The sequence below is a fragment of the Paraburkholderia phytofirmans PsJN genome (assembly GCF_000020125.1).
Lineage (GTDB): Bacteria > Pseudomonadota > Gammaproteobacteria > Burkholderiales > Burkholderiaceae > Paraburkholderia > Paraburkholderia phytofirmans.
In genome coordinates, this window is record NC_010681.1 from 1106092 (window position 1) to 1128261 (window position 22170).

General features: G+C 64.4%; 22 protein-coding genes, 1 other RNA gene and 1 riboswitch. Of the genes, 12 read left to right on the forward strand and 11 right to left on the reverse strand.

Features of this window, described 5'->3' with window-relative positions; translation table 11 throughout:
- Positions 1 to 134: 134 nt before the first annotated feature.
- The 3 genes from BPHYT_RS04795 to BPHYT_RS04805 all read left to right on the forward strand — a co-directional run bounded on the left by BPHYT_RS04795 (position 135) and on the right by BPHYT_RS04805 (position 2938).
- Positions 135 to 1661 carry a leucyl aminopeptidase gene (locus BPHYT_RS04795; RefSeq protein ID WP_012432034.1) on the forward strand — a complete coding sequence of 509 codons (1527 nt, stop codon included), beginning with the start codon at positions 135 to 137 and terminating at the stop codon, positions 1659 to 1661.
- A 58-nt stretch (positions 1662 to 1719) separates the two neighbouring features.
- Positions 1720 to 2136, forward strand: coding sequence for a DNA polymerase III subunit chi (locus tag BPHYT_RS04800; RefSeq protein WP_012432035.1), 417 nt, complete (start codon positions 1720 to 1722; stop codon positions 2134 to 2136).
- A 97-nt stretch (positions 2137 to 2233) separates the two neighbouring features.
- Positions 2234 to 2938 carry a DUF2486 family protein gene (locus tag BPHYT_RS04805; protein WP_012432036.1) on the forward strand — a complete coding sequence of 235 codons (705 nt, stop codon included), beginning with the start codon at positions 2234 to 2236 and terminating at the stop codon, positions 2936 to 2938.
- A gap of 56 nt (positions 2939 to 2994) precedes the next feature.
- Here the strand turns inward: BPHYT_RS04805 and BPHYT_RS04810 are convergent, their stop codons facing one another.
- Entirely contained in the window at positions 2995 to 3333 is a 339-nt protein-coding gene (locus tag BPHYT_RS04810; protein ID WP_012432037.1) for a c-type cytochrome, read from the reverse strand.
- Positions 3334 to 3512: 179 nt separating this feature from the next.
- Positions 3513 to 5186: a dihydroxy-acid dehydratase gene (gene ilvD / locus BPHYT_RS04815; RefSeq protein ID WP_012432038.1), complete on the reverse strand. Its 1674-nt coding sequence runs from the start codon at positions 5184 to 5186 to the stop codon at positions 3513 to 3515.
- Positions 5187 to 5364: 178 nt separating this feature from the next.
- Between ilvD and BPHYT_RS04820 the strand changes: the two genes are divergently transcribed.
- On the forward strand, positions 5365 to 6330 hold the full coding sequence (locus tag BPHYT_RS04820) for a LysR family transcriptional regulator (protein WP_012432039.1): 966 nt from the start codon (positions 5365 to 5367) through the stop codon (positions 6328 to 6330).
- A 141-nt stretch (positions 6331 to 6471) separates the two neighbouring features.
- The gene (gene lgt / locus BPHYT_RS04825; protein ID WP_012432040.1) at positions 6472 to 7377 is read left to right on the forward strand and encodes a prolipoprotein diacylglyceryl transferase; all 906 of its coding nucleotides are present in this window, start codon (positions 6472 to 6474) and stop codon (positions 7375 to 7377) included.
- Positions 7378 to 7479: 102 nt separating this feature from the next.
- Here the strand turns inward: lgt and BPHYT_RS04830 are convergent, their stop codons facing one another.
- The 5 genes from BPHYT_RS04830 to BPHYT_RS04845 form a co-directional block, all read right to left on the reverse strand.
- Complete coding sequence (locus BPHYT_RS04830) at positions 7480 to 8211, reverse strand: SIMPL domain-containing protein (protein ID WP_012432041.1); 732 nt, start codon at positions 8209 to 8211, stop codon at positions 7480 to 7482.
- Positions 8212 to 8384: 173 nt separating this feature from the next.
- The gene (locus tag BPHYT_RS04835) at positions 8385 to 8843 is read right to left on the reverse strand and encodes an EVE domain-containing protein (protein ID WP_012432042.1); all 459 of its coding nucleotides are present in this window, start codon (positions 8841 to 8843) and stop codon (positions 8385 to 8387) included.
- Between the two features lie 108 nt (positions 8844 to 8951).
- Positions 8952 to 9133: non-coding RNA, 6S RNA (gene ssrS / locus BPHYT_RS36895), on the reverse strand.
- A 144-nt stretch (positions 9134 to 9277) separates the two neighbouring features.
- Positions 9278 to 9592, reverse strand: coding sequence for a cell division protein ZapA (locus BPHYT_RS04840; protein WP_012432043.1), 315 nt, complete (start codon positions 9590 to 9592; stop codon positions 9278 to 9280).
- A complete protein-coding gene (locus BPHYT_RS04845; RefSeq protein ID WP_012432044.1) occupies positions 9589 to 9945 on the reverse strand; it encodes an ATPase in 357 nt (118 codons plus the stop codon). Before BPHYT_RS04845 ends, BPHYT_RS04840 begins: the two co-directional genes overlap by 4 nt.
- Before the next feature lie 208 nt (positions 9946 to 10153).
- Positions 10154 to 10411, forward strand: a riboswitch (cobalamin riboswitch).
- 91 nt (positions 10412 to 10502) lie between these two features.
- Here BPHYT_RS04845 and BPHYT_RS04850 point away from each other — a divergent pair.
- From BPHYT_RS04850 to cobC, 6 genes are read left to right on the forward strand one after another with little or no spacing between them, the layout of a single operon-like run.
- A complete protein-coding gene (locus tag BPHYT_RS04850) occupies positions 10503 to 12392 on the forward strand; it encodes a TonB-dependent receptor domain-containing protein (RefSeq protein ID WP_012432045.1) in 1890 nt (629 codons plus the stop codon).
- A gap of 30 nt (positions 12393 to 12422) precedes the next feature.
- A complete protein-coding gene (locus tag BPHYT_RS04855) occupies positions 12423 to 13475 on the forward strand; it encodes a FecCD family ABC transporter permease (protein WP_012432046.1) in 1053 nt (350 codons plus the stop codon).
- Positions 13475 to 14317 (forward strand): ABC transporter ATP-binding protein, encoded by an 843-nt coding sequence (locus tag BPHYT_RS04860; protein ID WP_012432047.1) that lies wholly within the window; start codon positions 13475 to 13477, stop codon positions 14315 to 14317. Before BPHYT_RS04855 ends, BPHYT_RS04860 begins: the two co-directional genes overlap by 1 nt.
- Before the next feature lie 46 nt (positions 14318 to 14363).
- On the forward strand, positions 14364 to 15425 hold the full coding sequence (gene cobT, locus BPHYT_RS04865) for a nicotinate-nucleotide--dimethylbenzimidazole phosphoribosyltransferase (RefSeq protein WP_012432048.1): 1062 nt from the start codon (positions 14364 to 14366) through the stop codon (positions 15423 to 15425).
- A 42-nt stretch (positions 15426 to 15467) separates the two neighbouring features.
- Positions 15468 to 16244 (forward strand): adenosylcobinamide-GDP ribazoletransferase, encoded by a 777-nt coding sequence (locus tag BPHYT_RS04870; RefSeq protein WP_012432049.1) that lies wholly within the window; start codon positions 15468 to 15470, stop codon positions 16242 to 16244.
- The gene (gene cobC / locus BPHYT_RS04875) at positions 16229 to 16819 is read left to right on the forward strand and encodes an alpha-ribazole phosphatase (RefSeq protein ID WP_012432050.1); all 591 of its coding nucleotides are present in this window, start codon (positions 16229 to 16231) and stop codon (positions 16817 to 16819) included. Before BPHYT_RS04870 ends, cobC begins: the two co-directional genes overlap by 16 nt.
- A gap of 29 nt (positions 16820 to 16848) precedes the next feature.
- Here cobC and BPHYT_RS04880 read toward each other — a convergent pair whose 3' ends face one another.
- The 4 genes from BPHYT_RS04880 to cobU form a co-directional block, all read right to left on the reverse strand.
- A complete protein-coding gene (locus BPHYT_RS04880; protein WP_012432051.1) occupies positions 16849 to 17751 on the reverse strand; it encodes a cobalamin-binding protein in 903 nt (300 codons plus the stop codon).
- A gap of 62 nt (positions 17752 to 17813) precedes the next feature.
- Complete coding sequence (gene cobD / locus BPHYT_RS04885) at positions 17814 to 18875, reverse strand: threonine-phosphate decarboxylase CobD (protein WP_012432052.1); 1062 nt, start codon at positions 18873 to 18875, stop codon at positions 17814 to 17816.
- Between the two features lie 5 nt (positions 18876 to 18880).
- Positions 18881 to 19816, reverse strand: coding sequence for an adenosylcobinamide-phosphate synthase CbiB (gene cbiB / locus BPHYT_RS04890; RefSeq protein ID WP_012432053.1), 936 nt, complete (start codon positions 19814 to 19816; stop codon positions 18881 to 18883).
- A complete protein-coding gene (gene cobU, locus BPHYT_RS04895; RefSeq protein WP_012432054.1) occupies positions 19816 to 20370 on the reverse strand; it encodes a bifunctional adenosylcobinamide kinase/adenosylcobinamide-phosphate guanylyltransferase in 555 nt (184 codons plus the stop codon). Before cobU ends, cbiB begins: the two co-directional genes overlap by 1 nt.
- A 293-nt stretch (positions 20371 to 20663) precedes the next feature.
- On the opposite strand from cobU, the gene BPHYT_RS04900 reads away from it, so the two are divergent.
- Positions 20664 to 22124: a cobyric acid synthase gene (locus tag BPHYT_RS04900; protein ID WP_012432055.1), complete on the forward strand. Its 1461-nt coding sequence runs from the start codon at positions 20664 to 20666 to the stop codon at positions 22122 to 22124.
- Positions 22125 to 22170 lie beyond the last annotated feature (46 nt).

The following is a 22170-nucleotide window of genomic DNA, read 5'->3' on the forward strand; positions in this document are numbered from 1 at the left end:
TGATGATGAGAGGGGGCGCTCTCAGTGGCGCACGGGTTGCTTCCCGTCACACCTCCGGTGCAGCCGCCGCAGGAAAAATAGCGGATAATTGCGGCTTTCATCCTAAGCCCAGATTTTATCCGAGGACAAGCGCGATGGACTTTAGCATAAAAGCCTGTGATTGGACCAAAGGCTCGTCAAACGGTTTCCTGACTGGGAAATCCGATTGCATCGTAATCGGCGTGTTCGAGTCGCAAACCCTGTCGGGCGCGGCTCTCGAGATCGACGAGGCCACCCGCGGCCTGCTGACCCGCATCATCAAGGCCGGCGACATGGACGGCAAGGCCGGCACCACGCTGTTCCTGCATGAAGTGTCGGGCATCGGCGCTTCCCGCGTGCTGCTGGTCGGCCTCGGCAAGCAGGACGCTTTCAACCAGAAAGCCTACGGCGACGCCGTGCGGGCCGCCTGGCGCGCGCTGCTCGGCACCAAGATCGTCCAGGTCACCTTTACGCTGGCGCAAGCGCCGATCCTCGAACGCACGGCCGACTGGGGCGTGCGCGCCGCGATCCTCGCGCTGCGCGAACTGACCTACAAGTTCACGCAGATGAAGAGCAAGCCGGAGAATGCGGCGCGCGCGTTGAAGCGCATCGTCTTCAGCGTCAACACGGGCGACGAGAAGGCTGCCAAGCTGGCCGCGAAGCAGGGCGCCGCGCTCGCCAACGGCATGGACCTGACGCGCGACCTCGGCAATCTGCCGAGCAATGTCTGCACGCCGACCTACCTCGCCAACACCGCCAAGAAGCTCGCCAAAGACTGGAAGCTGAAGGTCGAAGTGCTGGGCGAGAAGCAGTGCGAAGCGCTCAAGATGGGCTCGTTCCTGTCGGTCACGGCCGGCTCGGTCGAACCGGCGCAATTCATCGTGCTGCAGTATCAGGGCGGCGCCGCGAAAGCCGCGCCGGTGGTGCTGGTCGGCAAGGGCGTGACGTTCGACACGGGCGGCATCTCGCTGAAACCGGGTGAAGGCATGGACGAGATGAAGTACGACATGTGCGGCGCCGGTTCGGTGCTGGGCACGTTGCGCGCCGTCGCCGAAATGGGGCTAAAGCTCAATGTGGTCGGCATCATCCCGGCTGTCGAGAACATGCCGTCGGCCACGGCCACCAAGCCGGGCGACATCGTCACCAGCATGAAGGGCTTGACGATCGAAGTGCTCAATACGGACGCCGAAGGCCGCCTGATCCTGTGCGACGCGCTCACCTACGCCGAGCGCTTCAAGCCGGCCGCGGTGATCGACATCGCCACGCTCACGGGCGCCTGCATTATCGCGCTGGGTCACCACAACAGCGGCCTGTTCTCGAAAGACGACGCGCTGGCGGGCGAGCTGCTCGACGCATCGCGTGAAGCGTCCGACCCGGCCTGGCGTCTGCCGCTCGACGACGAGTATCAGGATCAGCTCAAGTCGAATTTCGCGGATCTGGCCAACATCGGCGGCCGTCCGGCGGGCAGCGTGACGGCGGCGTGTTTCCTGTCGCGCTTCACCGACGCCTATCCGTGGGCGCACCTGGACATCGCGGGCACGGCATGGAAGAGCGGTGCGGCGAAGGGCGCTACCGGCCGTCCGGTGCCGTTGCTCGCGCAGTTCCTGATCGACAGGGCCGCGGACGGTCGCGCCACGCAATGACGCAATGCAGTAGAGAAGCAGGCGCGGCAGCGAACGCCGCCGCCACGCGGAGCCGCCGATGACGAGAATCGACTTTCACTCGAACGTCGGCGATTCGCTGCTGTATGCGTGCCGCCTGATCCGCAAGGCGTATCAGGCGGGCCAGCCGACCATCGTGCTGGCCGAGCCGGCGCGCCTGAAGGCCTTCGACGAACAGTTGTGGACCTTCGCGCCGCTCGACTTCGTGCCGCATTGCATGGCAGGCACGCCACTCGCCGCGCAAACGCCGATCGTGCTGGCTTCCAGCCTCGACGATGTGCCGCATCATCAGGTGCTGCTCAATCTGGGCGCCACGGTGCCGGCGCAATTCGCGCGCTTCGAAAGATTGCTGGAAGTGGTCGGTAACGCACACGAGGAGCTCGCGGCGGGCCGCGAACGCTATCGCTTCTATCGCGATCGCGGCTATGCTCTGAACAACTACAAGCAAGGCAGCTAGGTCCCATTCGGTCCGCGTCGCGCGCGTCGTGTCTGGTCTCAGGCATTCGGCGTGCACGCGGGCTGCTTCAGCTTCGACTCAAACACGGAGAGCGCACGTGTCCGATCCCAACGACGATTCGATCCCGACCTTGCACGAGGTTCTCGTGCGAGGTCATTCTGTGCAGCCGCGCCAAACGTCGGGCGATGCGGCCGAACTCGACGGCCCGCGCGAACCCAGTTTCAAGGCGGAGCCCGTGCTCGCGCCGCAGCCGGTGCTGACGCCGGAGCAGATGAGTTCGGCGGAGCCGGTGCTCGCGGCGCAGCCGTTGCATGCACAGGAACCCACCCTCGCAGCGCAACCGGCGATTGCGCCGCAGCCTGCGCATCCGGCCGATCATCATCATCATCCGAAGAAGCGTTCGCGGGCGCACCAGGCCGCCGAACCACGGCATGCGCATGACAATGCATTCGCGACTTCGGCGGGCGTGTTCGATCGGGCCGAGCCGATTACGCCGCTCGAAGCGGGCTCGACCGTACCGCCGGATATCGCGCGCGAAGGCGCCGTCGAGCCGGCTCCGGATCTCGATCTGGATGCCGACGTCATCGCCGAACGTCTGCGCAGACGCGTCGCCGGTTTTCTGGCGGGCGACGGGCGCAGCGTGATCGAGGAACGTTGTCGCGAGACCTTGCATGCGCACACGGGGTGGCTCATCGACCAGATCACGCGCGAAGTGGCGCTGGCGCTGGAGGACGAGATGACCGCCTGGGTGCGCGAAGCGGTGGTGGAAGAGATCGCGCGGCGCGCTTCGGGCAGTGCGTGATCCCGTAGAGAGCAGCGGGCGCGCCGCGCGCCGCTCGCGCTCCTTGCGTGACCAGCTTATTTGAGCGTGAGCACCCAGTTCGCGAGCGTAGCCGCCTGATCGGGCGTGAGTTGCGTATTCGCGGGCATCGGCACCTCGCCCCACACGCCCGTGCTGCCATCCAGAATCTTGTGCTTGAGATACGCGGCGGCATCTTCGCGACCGGCATATTTGGCCGCGACATCGTGCAGTGCCGGTCCCATGAACGACCGTATGACCGAGTGACAACTCATGCAGTTCTGCTGTTGGGCCAGCGCGAGGCCCGCGGCCTCGGCCTGCGCCGCCGGACTGCCGGCACTCAACGCGGCGCCCAGCACGACGGCGGCTGCAAGCGCTGTGTGCGACTTTGATTTCATTCTGGTCTCCGTCGGTGCGAGTGCCCGACTTGTGGTGCCAGCATTATAAAAGGAAAGGGGCGCACGGTTTCCCATGCGTCCCTTTCGCTTTTACGTAGCTTCAGGCGTGCGCGCAAGCTGTCGTAGCGATACCAGGCCGTGCATGTGCTCGCCCGGCCAGCCGTCGCCGCAACTGCCGCTTAGCCCGTTATCGCCCCTTTGTTGGCCGGTTGCGCCAAGGCAAAGTATTTCGCCATCACGCCACGCGTGTAACGCGGCTTCGGCTGTTGCCATGCGGCGCGGCGGCGCTCCAGTTCGGCATTGTCGATATTCAGTTGCAGCAGCAGCTTGTGCGCGTCGATGGTGATCGAGTCGCCTTCCTGCACGAACGCGATCGTGCCACCCACGAAGGCCTCCGGCGCGACGTGACCGACCACCATGCCCCACGTGCCGCCCGAGAAGCGCCCGTCGGTGATCAGGCCGACGCTTTCGCCAAGACCCTTGCCGATGATCGCCGAAGTCGGCGCGAGCATCTCCGGCATGCCGGGGCCGCCCTTCGGGCCGAGGTAGCGCAGCACCACCACGTCGCCGGCCACGATCTTGTCGGCCAGAATCGCTTCAAGCGCGCTTTGCTCGTCGTCGAACACGCGGGCTGGGCCGGTGATGACCGGGTTCTTCAGACCGGTGATCTTGGCGACCGCGCCATCGACGGCCAGATTGCCCTTCAGGATCGCCAGGTGGCCTTCCTTGTAGAGCGCCTGGTCGATCGGGAAAATCACTTGCTGATCGGCGCGCGGCTTGCCCGGCACGTCCTTCAGTTCTTCGGCGATGGTCCTGCCGGTGATCGTGATGCAATCGCCATGCAGCAGGCCGGCGTCGAGCAGGATCTTCATGACTTGCGGAATACCGCCGGCCTTGTGCAGATCGGTCGCCACGAACTGGCCCGACGGCTTCAGGTTGCAGATCACCGGCACCTTCTTGCGCATACGCTCGAAGTCGTCGATGCTCCATTCCACTTCGGCCGCGTGCGCGATCGCGAGGAAGTGCAGCACGGCATTGGTCGAGCCGCCGGTGGCCATGATCACGGCCACGGCGTTTTCGATCGACTTCTTCGTGACGATGTCGCGCGGCTTCAGATCCTTCTTGACCGATTCGACCAGCACGCGGGCCGATTCGGCCGCCGAGTCGACCTTTTCCTGATCCGGATTGGCCATCGTCGACGAATACAGCAGCGACATGCCGAGCGCCTCGAACGACGAACTCATGGTGTTGGCGGTGTACATGCCGCCGCACGAACCCGTCGAGGGGCACGCGTTCTGTTCGATCCCGTCGAAATCCTCCTGCGACATGCGGCCGGCCGTGAACTCGCCGACAGCTTCGAACGACGACACAATGGTCAGGTCGGTGCCCTTCCAGTTGCCCGGACGGATCGTGCCGCCGTACACGTAGATGCTCGGCACATTGGTGCGCAGCATGCCGATCATGCCGCCTGGCATGTTCTTGTCGCAGCCGCCGATCACGACCACGCCGTCCATCCACTGGCCTTGCACGCAGGTCTCGATGCAGTCGGAGATGACTTCGCGCGATACCAGCGAGTACTTCATGCCTTCGGTGCCCATCGACATGCCGTCCGAGATGGTCGGCGTGCCGAAGATCTGCGGATTCGCGTCGGCGCCCTTGATCGCGGCGACGGCGGCATCGGCCAGACGCTGCAGGCCGGCGTTGCACGGCGTGATGGTCGAGTGGCCGTTGGCGATGCCGATCATCGGCTTGTCGAAGTCGGCTTTTTCGTAGCCGAGCGCGTAGTACATCGATCGATTCGGCGAGCGCGCCACGCCCTGCGTGATGTTCTTCGAACGACGGTTGTATGCCATGGGAAAGCTCCTGTCTGTTTTGTTTTGATCCGCGCCGCTGCGGGTTTCGGTCGCGCCGGCATGGGCTGCCGGCGGCATCCGTCCAGTGTAGACCGGCATGCCGCGCAACGACGCAGTTTTGCGATGCGCGTGTCCAATGTATTATTCGTGGCTCATTAGGTCGTAAAATGTATCACCCATGCTGCCTGCCATTCCTGATTTGCGCCAGTTGCGCTATTTCGTGACCGTCGCCGAAGAGAAGCACTTCGGGCGCGCGGCCGTGCGCCTCTCGATGACGCAGCCGCCTTTGTCGCAAGCCATCCGCGCGCTCGAAGAGACGCTCGGCGTCGAATTGTTCGCGCGCACCAAGCGTTCCGTCGAACTGACGTCGGTGGGCGCCGATCTGCTGCCCGAGGTGCAACGCCTGCTCGCAAGCGCGGAGGGGCTGCGGCCGCTCGCGCAGAGCCTGGCGCGCGGCGAGGCCGGCGTGTTGTCGCTGGCGTTCGTGTCCACCGCGGACTATGGCCTGCTGCCGCTGCTGCTGCGCGATTTCGGTGCGCGTCATCCGCGCGTGCGGCTGGAATTGACCGAAGCCACCAGCGACATACAAGTCGACGAACTGGTGGCCGGGCGCATCGACGCGGGTCTCGTGATCGCACCGCTGCCGTCGCGCCACGCCACCGAACTCTCGTGGCTGCCGATCGCGCGCGAGCCGCTGGTGATCGCCATGTCGACGGAGATGGCGGCGCGCCTGGCGAGCGCCAGTGGCGACCATGCCGACCCGCGCGCCGAATGGCTTGACACGCCGATCAGCCTGCGCGATGTTGCCGACGCACCGCTCGTGGTGTTCCCAAGACGTTTGGCGCCAGGCTTTTATGACATCATTATGGATTGCTACGGCGTGGCGGGCCTTGCGCCCCGGGTCGGCCAGGAAGCGATCCAGATGCAAACGATCGTGAGCCTCGTGTCAGCCGGCATGGGTGTCGCACTGGTACCGCAATCGTTACGTAATCTGCGCCGCACCGGCGTCGTGTATCGTCCGCTTTGCGAGTCGGTGCCCGCGATCGAGACAGGCCTCGTCTGGCGGACCGCCGAGGTGAGCCCGGTGCTGGCGGGTTTCATCGACATCGTGCGGGCGCATGCGGCGACCGTCGAGGCGCAATAATCCGCCGCGCCGCGCACATGTAGACGCGTCTTCGCGAACGCATTGGCGGCCGGACCGTCCAATGCATGCGCCGCAAGCTGCGAGCAGCGCCGCCCGTTACCCGATATTCGCTTTTGAACCTGAACTGCCCATAACAACACGATGCTCATTCACCCCAATTTCGACCCCATTGCCATTCATCTGGGGCCGCTCGCCGTGCGCTGGTATGGACTCATGTATCTCGTCGCGTTCATCGCGGCGATCGTGGTCGGCCGGTTGCGGCTGCGTTTGCCGTATGTCGCCGCGCAAGGATGGACCGTCAAGGATATCGACGACATGCTGTTTTACGGCGTGTTGGGCACGATTCTCGGCGGCCGGCTCGGCTACGTGCTGTTCTATAAAGCGAGCTTTTATTTCGCGCATCCGCTCGACATCTTCAAGGTGTGGGAAGGCGGCATGTCGTTTCACGGCGGCTTTCTCGGCGTGACGCTGGCCATGGTGCTGTTCGCGTATCAGCGCAAACGCTCATGGCTGCAGGTCACCGATTTCGTCGCGCCGATGGTGCCGACCGGCCTCGCGGCGGGGCGTCTCGGCAATTTCATCAACGGCGAGTTGTGGGGCCGCGTGACCGATCCGTCGTCGCCGTGGGCCATGCTGTTTCCAGGCGCCGCGCCCGACGACGCCGCGTGGCTCACCGCGCATCCGCAACTGGCCGCGCAATGGCACCTGAACGAAGTATTCGCGCAATATCACATGCTGCCGCGCCATCCGTCGGAGCTGTATGAAATCGCGCTGGAAGGCGTCGCGCTGTTCTTCGTGCTGATCTTCTTCTCGCGCAAGCCGAAGCCGATGGGCGCGATTTCCGCTGTGTTTCTGATCGGCTACGGCCTCGCGCGCTTCACGGTCGAATTCGCGCGCGAGCCGGACGACTTCCTCGGCCTGCTAGCCATGGGCCTGTCCATGGGCCAATGGTTGTCGTTGCCGATGATCCTGGTCGGTATCGGCTTGCTCGTGTGGTCGTATCGCCGTGCTCGTCATGAACCGGCTCAGGCGGTCAGCGTGAACTGAGTGCTGCGGTTTATCGTAGCGAGGGCTCGAATGAAAAAAGCCACGGCATGCCGTGGCTTTTTTCTGGCTGCTGCGACGCAGTCCTTCTCACGCAACAACGCGTTACTTCATCTGCACCGAGCCCGACACGTTGACGGTCACCGTCGACGTGCCGCCTTCGATCGGCACCGGCGCCGCGGACTTTGCGTCGGCGCCCATGGCGCGCGCGCTCATCATCATCACCGGACGCGGCATCACGCCGTTGTGCCCGACGTTGACCTCGCGAATCGAATAACCGCTGTAGCCGAACGCCTGCGCGGACGAAGCGGCCTGCTCGCGGAACGACCTGATCGCTTCGCTGGTGAGCTTCTGCTCGGCCGCGCGCTGCGCTTCTGGCGAGAGCGAGAACTGCACGTTGCCGACCTGCATGATCGATGCCATTTGACCCGCGAGCTTCGACACTGCGGCGAAGTCGTGCGATTCGAGCACGATCTCCGTGCGGCCGCGCCATGCGGAAATGCGCCCGTCGCGATCGGTGGACGGATAGATCGAGAACGAGCCCGTGCGCGCCGTCACGCCGTTCACACCCTTGGCTTTTTGCAGCGCCGAATCGGCGCGCTGGTTCAGCGTTGACGTGAGCGCCGACGGATCGCTCGCTTCCTGCTCGTAGAACAGCGTGATATCGACGACGTCTTGCGGCACTTCCGCGCTGGCCTGCGCGTTCAGCGACAGCACGCCGGCCGGCTGATATTGGCCGGTGCTTTGCGCGCGTGCCATGGCCGGCGTGAGTGCGAGCGCGGCGGGCGCGGCGCAGACGAGAGCGAAAGCGAGTGCACGTGCGGTGTTTTTCGTCATTGTTGGACTCCTTGCTAGAACAGGTTGTGCACGATTGGGCAAACGCCGCGCGGTGGCATGGCGTTTGCGACATCGTTAGGCGCCTGTAACCTGAGCTTGGTTCCCCGCTTTGATGTTGCTTTAACGTTTGCGTGTGCATGGATCCGCGCCGCGCATCCAAAAAGCGAGCACGATCAAGCGAGCCGCTTGGTGATGAAACGCCATTCGGCTTCGGTCACCGGTGTGATCGACAGGCGGTTGCCCTTGGCAAGCACGCGCATGTCGGCGAGTTCGTCATGCTCGCGTAGTGCGGCGAGCGGAATCAGCGGGATCTTCTTCTTGAACACCACGTCGACGAGCACCCAGCGCGGTGTTTCCTGCGACGACTTCGCGTCGTAGTAGGGGCTCTTCTTATCGAACTGCGTCGGATCGGGATACGCAGTGGACGATACCTCCGCAATGCCGGCGATGCCGGGCTCCGGACAACTCGAGTGATAGAACAGCACACCGTCGCCGACCTGCATCATGTCGCGCATGAAGTTGCGCGCCTGATAGTTACGCACGCCAGTCCAGGGCAACGTGCGATGCGGTGCGTTGGCGAGATGGTCGATGCTTGCTTCGTCTGGTTCGGACTTCATTAGCCAGTAGCGCATGAATCGAATTGAACGTTAAGAGGTTGAAGATGCGGAAGAAATCGGCGAACAAAAACACAGCGCCCAAAGAAAAACGGCACCGAACCGAAGTCCGATGCCGTTCTAAATAAGGTCCCCGCCTTAGCCGCTAGGCCGGCATCCTGAACCGGGGGTTCAGAATTGGTCGCAGTTAGCAACACTTCGGGTACATCAGACAGAGTGACGCGCACACCCGTGCTACAAATTTCCGCAACCGTGCACATGGCATTGGTTCAAGGAATATATGACCTTGGCGAACCAGGCAGGGAAGCTAAACCGATGAAGCTAAAACCGACTACCGATTGAACTCAAACGTTTGCTGAATCTTGCACACCTTGTGCTCACACATTCCGTTTGAATCCGCCGCCGATCTCAGGACCGGCAGCACGATAACACATGAGGCTTATTGCATGGACTCACTGCATGCTGTACTGCTCAATCACAGTACCTAGTTGTTCGTTCATTTGATGCATTGTACGCCGGATTTCCTCAGCGGGAAATGCTTCTCCGTGTCTCACGCTCGATTGCAAGCGAAGCAGTTCCGATGCCAGCGAAAGCGCAGCCATGACAGCAATGCGATCCGTGCCGCGCACGTTGCTGTTATTGCGGATCTTCGACATTTCGGCGTCGACGCGTGCGACCGCTTCGAGCAGCGCCGCTTCCGTTTCCGGCGAGCAGGCGAGGCGATAGGGCACGCCGAGAATCGATACTTCGATCTGCTTGGTGGTCATGCATTTTCTCCGTGGCGGGTCACGTCGCTCTCGGCTTCGGCTACTTGCTGAGCGGGCTCGAGCAGATCGAGCTGGTTGTCCGGCTCACTGTGCGCGCGGGCACGCGGCAGCTTCTCGAGGATCGCATTCAGGCGCACTTGTGCGTCGTCGATCTTGGCCGAAAGCGCGTCGCGTTCCGCCTGCAGCGCGTTACGTTCCTCGCGCAGCATTGCAAGTTCCGTGCGCGTGGCTTCGGCATCGGCGCGCGATTGCGCGAGTTGCTCTTCGAGCGCGAGTCGCGCTTCATTGTGGCGCTGGCTGATCGCGATCAGCTTGCCGATATTTTGTGAAAGTGTTTCGAGTTCGGTGAGCATCTGCTGCGTCCTCTAAAGACATCGCATTTTAGCGCGGAATGTCGCAGGTTCCGACAATTGTCTCGTTTCGAGACGTAACAACATCGCTTTATGCAGGCTTTTTATCGACCATATGATGAAAAAGTACTCACGCGTCGGACAAATGCCTGCACTTAACAGAACGCATGGCCCGCGGTTTCACCCTTCTTGACGGACTCCGAGGCCGCTCCTAAACTGCCCGCACTCTGGTGCCCGCGTGCGCTTTTCAAACGGCGCACGCAGTTAAACGGGAAGCAGGGCGCGCGATTCAACCGAACGCGCCAACCTGCGCTGCCCCCGCAACGGTAAGCGACCGCATTCGTCATGCAAGTCGATTCTGATCGCGTGTTGAAAGTTCAACTCGCGAGTGTGCCACTGCGCGTCTCGCGTGGGAAGGCGGGATCGATGTGTCGCCAGCCCGGATACCGGCCAGAGGGAGAGGCACGTCACGCGCGAAAATGTTAAATACGCGGGCGCCTCGTTACGCATCGGCCTGCGGGGAAGCGGGCCGCGCACGCTATCCACAGGACTTTCATCCCATGCTGTCCCCCATCGCCCGCGCGGCGCTGCTCGCCTTTGCGAGCCTGCCGATCGTCGTGCACGCGCAAGCTGCGTCTTCAAGTGCATCTTCTTCCGCGCAGGATTCATCGGCTGCGGAGCCGTCTGCGGCGGTGCTGTCGCCCGTGGTGGTGACCGCGGATCGCGCGCCGCAAGCACTTGTCGACACGATCCCGCAGACGTCTCTATTCGATCAGCAGGATATCGCCGACACCACCGCGACCGATTTGCCCGGCCTCCTGCAACTCGCACCCGGCGCGCAAATCTCGCGCACAGGTGGTCCCGGTTCGACAGCCAGTCTCTCTTTACGCGGCGCGTCGTCGACGCAATCGCTGCTGCTGATCGACGGCGTGCGCGTCGATTCGGTGAGTCTCGGTGCCCCGCAACTCGCGCAGATTCCGCTCGACCAGATCGATCACGTCGAGGTAGTGAACGGCAACGTGTCGGCGTTATACGGCTCGGGCGCGATCGGCGGCGTGGTGCAGGTGTTCACGAAAGACGGCGGCGACCATCCGCCCCGTTTCAATTTTTCGCTCGGCTACGGCAGCTATCACACGCAGACGCAGCAGGCGGGCGTGAACGGCGCATTGGACAAAGACGGCAAGACGACCTTCAGCATTTCGCTCGCGCGTTCGAAGGACGACGGCTTTTCGTCGCTGAACACGAAGGAGGCGCCCAACGCCAATCCGAATGCGAACGGCTATCTTAACGAGAGCATCTCGGCCTCGCTGCGTCACAAGTTCAACGACAGATGGGACGCCGGCGTCAGCTACTTCCAGTCGAACGGCAACAACAGCTACGACAATGCGTACGGTGTGCCGACCGATCTGAACAACCTGTATAGCAAGGTGCGCCAGGTCTCGGCGTTCGCGAACGGCAAGCTGGCGGACTGGTGGACCACGCACTTCATCGTCGCCGAGGGCGACGACCGCAGCGTGTCAAACACCAACGGCGTGTACAACGGCCGCTTCGATACCGACAATCGCCAGTACACATGGCAGAACGATTTCGCGCTGGCCGCACAGCAGAAGTTGCAGGTCGGCTATGAGCATCTCGACCAGAGCCTCGACTCGGACACGTTCGCGGCGCCGGATCGTCATGTGGATTCGGGCTTCGCCGGCTATACGGGGCGCTTTGGACGCAACCAGATTCAGGCCAACGTGCGGCGCGACCAGTATTCCGATTTCGGCGGAGCGAACAGTTACTATCTCGGCTACGGCTTCGACATCACCGGCCATTGGAAGGTGAGCGCAAGCTATTCGGATTCGTTTCGCGCGCCGAGCTTCGACGATCTGTACTATCCGTTCAGCGGCAATCCGTCTATCCAGCCGGAGCGCAGCCATTCGATCGAAGCCGCGCTGCAGTACGCATCGAATGCGCTCGGCGTGATGCGTCTGACCGCATTCCAGACGCGCTATTCGAATCTGATCAACTATGAGCAGGTGACGCCCGGCATCTATCTGGCCGAGAACGTCGGGCATGCGAAGGTGCAAGGACTCGAAGGATCGTGGAGCGGCCATGTCGGCAAGACGGACGTGCGCGCTTCCGTAACGCTGCAGAATCCCGTCGATCTCGACAACGATGCCGACCTCGTGCGGCGCGCCCGGCGCTTCGGCGCGCTGACGGTGAACCGCAGCATCGCCGGGTGGCGTGTAGGCGGCGAGTGGATCGTGAGCGGCCCGAGCAATGACAGCAGCGGCAAGCTGGGCGGCTATGGCGTGGTGAATCTGTCGGCGCGCTACAACATCACGAAAGCATGGTACGTGGCCGCGCAAATCCAGAATCTGTTGGACAAGGACTATGAAACGGCCTACTCGTATAACTCGCCGCGGCGCGGTGCGTATCTCACGGTTGGTTGGCAGCAGCAGTGATGCTTGCGCCTCTTCGCTGAGTGCGCGCGGATGAATCGCCACTCGAGTTCGATGCCCGCCACTTTGCGCGGGATGAGCGCGAAGCGCGCGGCCGCGATCTGGCTGGCGCTCGCGGGAATCGCGCTGGCGGTGCTGATGGCGTCGCTCGCGCTCGGCAGCGTAACGCTCGCGCCGATGCGCGTGCTGGCGGCGCTGATGCCGTCGCATGCGCCGGCTTCAGGTTCGTCCGACCTGGCCGCCGAGATCGTCCGCACGCTGCGTTTGCCGCGAGCGGTGGCGGGCTTCGCCTGTGGCGCGTTGCTCGCGTTGGCCGGCGCGTTACTGCAAGTGCTGCTGCGTAATCCGCTGGCCGAGCCCTATGTATTGGGCGTATCGGGCGGTGCGGCGAGCTTCGCGCTGATTGCGATGATCGCCGGTTGCGCATGGTGGATCGTCGACGCGAGCGCATTCGCCGGCGCGTTCGTGTCGATCCTGCTGGTACTAGGCCTGGCGCGCCGCGAGTTGTGGCGCGGCGAGCCGCAGGACACCTCGCCGCGTTTGCTGCTGACCGGCGCGGTGATCGCGGCGGGCTGGGGCGCGCTCATTACTTTGCTGCTCAACCTCGCGCCGGACAACCGCTTGCGCGGCATGCTGTTCTGGCTGACCGGCGACCTCAACGGCGGCGCGATGCCGTGGACGGCGCTCGCCGCGCTCGTCATCGTGCTGGTTGCGATCGTGCCGGCCGCGCCGCGTCTGAATGTGCTGCTGCGTGGCGACGCCGCCGCGCAGGCGTTAGGCGTCGCGGTGATGCCGCTGCGTCTGCGGGTATATCTGGTGGCCTCGCTCGCGGCGGCCGCGGCGGTGACGACGGCGGGCACCATCGGCTTTGTCGGACTGGTCGTGCCGCACATGCTGCGGCTCGCGTTCGGCAACGATCAGCGCATGCTGCTGCCGGCCGCCGCGCTCGGCGGCGGCGTCGCGGTGATGGGCGCGGACCTGATCGCGCGCACCGTGATCGCGCCGGCGCAATTGCCGGTCGGCGTGATCACGTCGATCATCGGCGTGCCGGTGTTTCTGTGGATGCTGCTGCACAGGCGCCGATAATGCAAACCCGTCACGCTCCTTCTCATGACGCTACCCTCGGCGCGCAACGTCTGACCTTGCGTGCCGGCGCGCGCACCTTGCTCGATGCCTTCACGCATACCTTCTACGCCGGCGAGATCTGGTGCATCGCCGGCCCGAACGGCGCGGGCAAGACGACTTTGCTCTCCACACTCGCGGGTTTGCTGCAGCCGTCGGCCGGACATGTCGAACTCGACGGCGTGCGCCTCGCCGACTGGCCGCCGCTGTCGCTCGCACAACGCCGCGCGCTGATGCCGCAAAGCGCGCCTGACGCATTCAGCGCGAGCGTGCTCGATATCGTGATGCTGAACCGCTTCCCGCATCTCACCGGGTGGGGCTGGGAGCGCGAAGCCGATCGCGAAGCGGCGCACGCGGCGCTGGATCTGCTGGGACTCGCCGCCTTCGCCGCGCGCGATGTGCTGTCGCTCTCCGGCGGCGAACGGCAACGCGTGGCGCTGGCGGCGGTGCTGTGCCAGGACGCGCCGTTGCTGCTGCTCGACGAACCGTTGGCGCATCTCGATCTGCATCATCAGATCGATTGCCTCGAAGCGCTAGCCGCGTGGACGCGCGCGCCTCGGCGTACAGTCATGTTTTCGTGCCACGACCTGAACTTCGCGCGCCGTTTCGCGACCCATGCGCTGCTGCTCGACGGCGCGGGCGGCGCATATGCCGGACCGGTGCACGACGTGTTGACGCCTACGCTCGCGAGCCGCGCATTCGGCTATCCGTTGCTTCTGATTCGCGACGGCGAACACGAGGCGCTGATTCCCGCGCCGCGCGCGCGTCACGAATCGCCTGCCGGCCATGACGCGCCGGCAAGCTGATCGCTTTATTCCCGCTTGATTCCAACATCCTCTTTCAGACACGCTCATGACTTCATTGCCACGCTTGCCCGGATTGCCCGAAGTCGAACCGCTCGATCAAACGCTGCGTGACGAGTTGCAGCACATCATCGATACCAAGACGAAGCCGCCGGGCAGTCTCGGCCGGCTTGAAACGCTCGCGCGTCAGATGGGCTTGATTCAGCGCACCACGCATCCCACCGTGACGCGCCCGGCGATGATCGTGTTCGCCGGCGACCACGGCGTCGCCGAGGAGGGCGTGAGTCCTTATCCGCAAGCGGTGACCGCGCAGATGGTCGCCAACTTTCTCGCGGGCGGCGCGGCAATCAATGCGTTGAGCCGCGTCTCGGGCATCGAGCTCGAAGTCGTGAATGCGGGCATTGCGACGCCGTTGCCATCCACCGCGGGCCTTATCGACATTCCGATTGCGGCCGGCACCCGCAACTTCGCGCGCGAACCGGCTATGAGCCGCGACCAGGCGATCGCCGCGATGCAGGCGGGCGCGGCGCGCGTGCGGCATCACGCGGCGCTCGGCACCAATGTGATCGGCTTCGGCGAGATGGGCATTGCGAACACTTCGGCGGCCGCGTGTCTGATGAGCCGCTTGTGCGGCGTGCCGATCGACGAATGCGTCGGCCGCGGCACGGGCCTCGACAACGCGGGGCTCGCGAAGAAGCGCAATGTGCTGGCGTCGGCGCTCGCGCGTCACCCCGTATCCAGCGATCCGCTCGACGTGCTCGCCACCTTCGGCGGCTTCGAGATCGCGATGATGGCGGGCGCGTATCTCGCGGCCGCCGAGGCGCGCATGACGATTCTGGTCGACGGCTTCATCGGCACTTCGGCCTTGCTGATTGCCGACGCCTTTGCGCCGAGCATGCGTGAGTACTGCGTGTTCGCGCATGCGTCGAACGAAGCGGGGCATCGGCGCATGCTCGATCATTTCGGCGCGCTGCCATTGCTGTCGCTCGACATGCGTCTCGGCGAAGGCACAGGCGCGGCGCTCGCGGTGCCGCTGTTGCGCGCGGCAACGGCGTTCATCAACGAAATGGCGAGCTTCGAATCGGCCGGCGTGACGAATCGCGATGCGTGATCCGCTCGATCCTTCAGACAGAAACGCACGCCTCGCACACTCATGAATCCGCTCGCTGAACTGCGGTACTTCTTCACTGCGCTCGGCTATTTCACGCGTGTGCCCGTGCCGCGTTGGGTCGGCTATGAGCCGCATTATCTGAACGCGGCGGCGCGTTATTTCCCGCTCGTTGGCGTATTGATCGGCGGATTGAGCGCGCTCGTCTATCTCGCCGCGCTGCGCGTATTCCCGGCGGGCGTGGCGGTGCTGTTGTCGATGGCCGCGTCGCTGCTCGTAACCGGCGCGTTTCACGAAGACGGTCTCGCCGATTGCGTCGATGCGTTCGGTGGCGCCTATACGCGCGAAGACGTATTGCGAATCATGCATGACTCACGCATCGGTGCTTTCGGCGCCATCGCGCTCGTCATCGCGCTTGCATTGAAGTGGCAAACGCTCGCCGCATTGCCGCCGATGCGCGCCGCAAGTCTAATGATTGCCGCGCACGCGGCGAGCCGTACCTGTGCGATCAGCTATCTGGCTACGCTCGATTACGTGCGTGCGGAAGGCAAGGCCAAACCGGTTGCGCAGCGCCTGAGCGTGGGGGCGTTCATCTGCGCCGCGATGTTCGGATTGCCGTGGTTGCTGTGGCCGAACGGGCTCGCCGCGCCGGACTGGCGCTTCGCGTGTTCAGTGGTTGTGGTTCTGGTCGTACTTCGTGCGGCAATGGGCCGATATTTTGTCAGACGCATTGGCGGCTATACCGGCGACTGCCTCGGCTTCGCGCAGCAAGTTTTTGAATTGAGCATCTATCTGGTGGGGCTCGCATGGATATCGTCCTGATTCGTCATCCCGCGGTCGCGCTCGACGCGGGCGTGTGTTACGGCCACAGCGACGTGGCGCTAGCCGAAGATGCCGAGGTGTCGTCGACGACCCTTGCCCTGAAGCTCGCGACCTTGCAGGTGCCCGCGCCACGCGTGCTGATGTCGAGTCCGTTGAAGCGCTGCTCGGCGCTCGCCGCCGAGTTGGCGAACGACTTCGGCAGCGTCGTCAGTCACGACGACCGGCTGATGGAAATGAACTTTGGCAATTGGGAAGCGCAGCGCTGGGACGCGATCGATCGCGAATTGCTAGACGACTGGGCAGCCAACTTCGAACATGCGCGCGCGCATGGCGGCGAAAGCGTCGCGCAGTTCGTCGCGCGGGTGCGTGCATGGCTCGATGCATTCGCGCTCACGCGCGAGTTGTCGCCGGCTTATGTGGTCACACATGCGGGCGTGATGCGGGCGATCGCGTCGATCGTGCTGGACGTGCCGCTGGAGCGCTGTTTGCGATGGTCGCTCGATACGACCGGGATCGTCTGGTTGCGCAGAAACGATGAAACGCAGCAGTGGGTGTTGGTGCGGTGGAATGCGTGAGACGTGGCTTGTAGTCTATCTTGCGTGACTTACTGCGCGCCAGACTTCCTGCGTGAGCGCGCCGCTTCGAGGTCCTCGCACATTTGCTTCGCGCCTTGCGCGATGCGTGGCGCCGGGCGGTTGATCAGATCGCCGTCGATAGCAAAGAGATTGTTGTTCGCTACGGCGGTCAGGCTCGGCCATGAACGCCATGCGCCGAGTTGCGGCAAGGTGGTGTCCGGTTTGGTCGCGCCCGGCGCTGCGGTGACGATCGCTTCCGGATTCGCGGCGAGCACCGCTTCGGTCGAAACCGTCGGCACCAGCGGCTCGAGTTTGGCGAACACGTTGCGGCCACCGCATAGAGCGATCACGTCGCTGACCATGTGCTCGCCGTTGAGCGTCATCAACGGTTGATCCCACACCTGATAGAACACGCTGACGGGCGGCCGGCTCGCATACTGGTTGCGCAGCTTCGCGATGTCCTGACGATAGGCGGCGGCCGCCGCATCTGCCGTCGATGACGTGCCGAGCAATTGTCCGAGCTTCGTCAGCGACACGGCGACGTCGTCGAGATGATGCGGCTCGCTGAAGAACAGCGGAATGTGCATCTCGCGCAGGCGATCGAGCTGACGCTGCGCATTGCCATGCCGCCACACCACGATCAGATCGGGTTTGAGCGCGACGATGCGCTCGAGATCGAGCGCCTTGTTGTCGCCGACGCGCGGCAACTGTTTCGCTTCGGGCGGATAGTCGCTGTACGAAACGGCGCCGACCACTTTCGCGCCGCCGCCCGCGGCATACAGCAATTCGGTGACGTGCGGCGCGAGGCTGATCACACGTTGCGCGGGCGCGGGCAACGTGACGGTTGCGCCGGTGTCGTCGGTCACGGAGATGGCGGCGTGAGCGTGATGTGCGGTGATGAAGAGTGCGAAGGCGAGGGCGAGTCGGTTCATCGGGCGAGGCTGCGGGGCGTGTAGTGATTGTGAGGGCGAGTTCGTCTTCTTTAAGTCAGCAGTCAGCCCACTCGCGCGGGATCGATTTCCTGTACGGCTTCGCGCAAGCTTTCTTCGAAGCGTGCCCATTCGGCGTCGCTCGCGGGCAAGCCGAATCGAACGCTTCCCGACGATGTGAATAGACGCGTCCACACGCCACGTCGTGCGAGGGCTTCGTGCAGAGCGGCAGCGCGTGGGTCGTCAGTCCACGCGAAGAGCGGGGTGCTGCATGTGTTGAAGCCTTGCGCATGCAGCAGACGGACCAGTCGCGCGCTTTCGGCATCGAGCCGGGCGCGCATATCGCGTTGCCAGGCTTCGTCGGCGAATGCGGCTTTGACGGCGTGACGGGCTGGACCGCTGACCGTCCAGGCGCCTAGCGTGACGCGCAAACTGTGGAGCAAAGCAGGCACGCCGAGTACGAACCCCGCACGCACACCGGCGAGGCCGAAGAATTTTCCCGGCGAGCGCAACACGATCAAGCCCTCACGATGCGTGCTCGCCGCGAGCGAGGCAGACGGCATCGTATCGGCGAAGGCTTCGTCGACCAGCAGCGTGCCGCCGCGCGCGCTCAACTGCGCATGCCAGTGCAGCAGCCTGGCGGCGCTCAGATGCGCGCCGGTCGGATTGTTCGGATTCACGACGATCACATGCCTGAGCGCTTCGGGCAACGTTTCCCAGGCGACATCGAGTGGCATCACTTCATGGCCGCTGCGCTCGAATGCAGGCGCATATTCGCTGTACGTAAGCGGCGCGATGCCGACGCATGCGCGCGGCAGCAGCGCGGGCAGCGCGCGAATCGCCGCCTGACTGCCCGCGACCGGCAGCACATGCGCCGCATCAGGCGCGTTGTAATAACACGCGGCGCAAGCGGCGAAATCATCACCGTCGTCGGGCAGACGGCGCCAGGCGTCGGCGGGAACCGGCGGGACCGGATAGCCGTGCGGATTGATACCCGTCGACAGATCGAGCCACTGCGCGTACGGAATGTCGTAGCGCTTGGCCGCTTCGTGCAAATTGCCGCCGTGCACGACCGGAGCTATCGCGGCGTGGGTTTCGTCCACGTGGCCGTTCACTGAATCAGCCATGAGAATCAACCATGAAAAGGCACGCTCAACAACGCCAGCACGATCAGCACCGCGAGCCACAGAATGACGGTACGCTCGACCAGCATCAATGCGGCGCTCACGTGGCTGGCTTTCGCGGTATGGCCGAAGCCGAGTGTTGGCCGGTGTTCCAGCGCGCCGTGATACACCGCCGGGCCGCCGATCAGCACGTTCAGACTGCCCGCGCCGGAAGCCATCACCGGCCCGGCGTTCGGGCTGTCCCACCTTGGCGCCTGCTCGCGCCAGCAGCGCCACGCGGTGCGCGTGTCGCCGAGCAGCGCGTAGCTGGCGGCGGTCAGGCGCGCGGGAATCCAGTTGAGCACGTCGTCGATACGCGCGGCGGCCCAGCCGTAGCGCAAATAGCGCGGCGTGCGATAACCCCACATCGCGTCCAGTGTGTTGGCGAGGCGGAAGGCGAGCGCGCCCGGACCGCCCGCGACAGCGAACCAGAACAGCGCGCCGAAGATCGCGTCGTTGCCGTTTTCGAGCGCCGATTCGACGGCGGCGCGCGATAACGCGCCTTCGTCGGCATCCGCGGTTTCGCGCGAGACGATGCGCGCGGTCAGCAAGCGCGCCTGTGCGAGATCACGTTGCACCAGAGCCTGCGCGATCGGCGCGATGTGCTCGTGCAGACTGCGCGCGCCGAGCGCGAACCACAGCAACAGCACATGCACCACGCAGGCCGCGTAAAACGGCAGCACGGCGACCAGACACCACGCGATCAGCACCGGCGGCATGACCGCCAGCGACCACGCCAGCAGACCTTTGAGCCGCAAGCGCCGGCCGGTGTTGTAGCGTGTTTCGAGACGCTTCGCCCAGTTGCCGAAGCCCACTAGCGGATGCGCCGCGCGCGGCTCGCCGAACCAGCGGTCGACGGCGACGCCCGCAGTGGCCAGCGTCACGAGAAGCGGGAGCGAGAGCATCACGCGTGGCTCGCGGTTTTCAGCGCGAGCGGCAAACCGGCGACCATCATCGTGGCCTGGGTGCTCAACGCGGCGATGCGCTGGTTGAGTCGGCCGAGTTCATCGACGTAAAGACGCGTGGCGGCGCCGAGCGGCACCACGCCGAGGCCGATTTCGTTGCTGACCACGATGAGCTTGCCTTTGGCGTTGATCAACGCTGCTTCGAGCGCGGCGACGTGCGCGTGATAGCGATCGATCGGCAGGGCGTCGCCTTCGGGTGGACACAGCAGATTGGCGAGCCACAACGTCAGGCAATCGATCAGGATGCAGTGGCCGGACGCGTCGTTTTGCGTCACGGCGCCGGCTAGATCGACGCCGGCTTCGAACAACTGCCAATGCGCCGGACGCCGTTCGCGATGATGCGCGATGCGCGCGCGGAATTCGGCGTCGTCTGTCACGCGCGCGGTGGCGATGTAGGTGACGGGGAGGGCGCTGCCTGCGGCGAGCTGTTCGGCGTGTGCGCTCTTGCCGGAACGGGCGCCGCCGAGTACGAAGGTGAGATCGCGGGGAGTCATCGCGTGATTGTACCGGCGTGCAGCGCGGGTCGGCGCGATGGGATAATGCTGCGCTTGATGAGGTTTGGTGCGCTCGGTGCGAACGACGCACACGACGCGAATGACGCGAAGCCAGTTGCAGGCAAGCGCTAGCCGCGCTCCACACCCCGCACACACCGTCGCTGCGTCAACGCGGCATTGCCGCTTGCTCCACTGCTTAACCCGATTGACTCACCGTTCACCGCCGAGCCCGAGATCCCGTGACCACCACTTCGACCCCGCCTGACGCCCTACCTGTACCGCGCGGCACGCTGATGATTCAGGGCACCACCTCCGATGCCGGTAAGAGCACGCTCGTCGCCGGTCTGTGCCGGCTCGCTCGCCGCGCCGGCGTGCGGGTCGCGCCGTTCAAGCCGCAGAACATGGCGCTCAACAGCGCGGTGACCGTGGACGGCGGCGAGATCGGCCGCGCTCAGGCTTTGCAGGCGATCGCCGCGGGTATTGCCGCGCACACGGATCTGAACCCGGTGCTGCTCAAACCGACCAGCGACCGTGGCGCGCAAGTGATCATCCACGGCAAGGCGCGCATGAATCTCGACGCGCGGGCGTATCACGACTACAAACCCGTCGCGTTCGAAGCGGTGCTTGAATCGTATGCGCGTCTGCAGGCGGCGTACGAGACGATTTTCGTTGAAGGCGCGGGCAGTCCGGCGGAAATCAATCTGCGTGATCGCGACATCGCCAACATGGGTTTCGCGGAAGCAGTCGATTGCCCGGTCGTGCTGGTCGCCGATATCGACCGGGGCGGCGTGTTCGCCCATCTCACGGGCACGCTCGCGTGCCTGTCGGCGAGCGAGCAGTCGCGGGTGCGCGGGTTCATCATCAACCGTTTTCGCGGCGATGTCAGTTTGCTCAAGCCGGGCTTGGATTGGCTCGAAGCGAAAACCGGTAAGCCGGTGCTCGGCGTCGTGCCCTATCTGCACGGTCTGACGCTCGACGCCGAAGACATGCTGCCGCCCGAATTGCGCGCGGCGCACGACGGCGGCGCGGCGCGCATGCTGCGAGTGGTCGTGCCGGTACTGCCGCACATCAGCAATCACACGGATTTCGATGCGCTGCGCGCGCATCCGCAGGTCGATTTTGAATACGTGCGCAGCGGTACGCCGGTGCCGCCGGCTGATCTGATCATTCTGCCAGGCTCGAAAAACGTGCCCGGCGACCTGGCGTCTTTGCGCGCGCAAGGTTGGGACGCGGTGCTGCAAAAGCATTTGCGTTACGGCGGCCGCGTGATCGGCATTTGCGGCGGCATGCAGATGCTTGGGCGTGAAGTGGCCGATCCGCATGGTGTCGAGGGTGCTCCTGGGACGTCGGCGGGACTCGGCTGGCTCGACTACTCGACGGTGCTCACGCGCGACAAGACGCTCAAGAATGTCACCGGACACCTCGCATTGCCGGGCTCGCCCGAAGTGGCCGGCTACGAAATCCATATGGGCGAGACGCACGGCCCGGCGCTCGACACGCCCGCGTTGCGCCTGGGCGATGCGCAGGCAGCGCATCCCGACGGCGCGATTTCCGCCGATGGCCAGATTCTCGCGACTTACGTCCACGGGTTGTTCGACACGCCGGCGGCATGCGCCGCGCTGCTCGCATGGGCGGGTTTGAGCGATGCGGAGGAAATCGACTATCCGGCGTTGCGCGAGGCGTCGCTGGAACGGCTCGCGGATACGCTCGCGGAGCATCTCGATCTGCCGAAATTGTTCGCGGCGATTGGGTGATTTGAGAGGGCCGAGCGCGTCCGAACTGGGCAATTAACTCCTAATG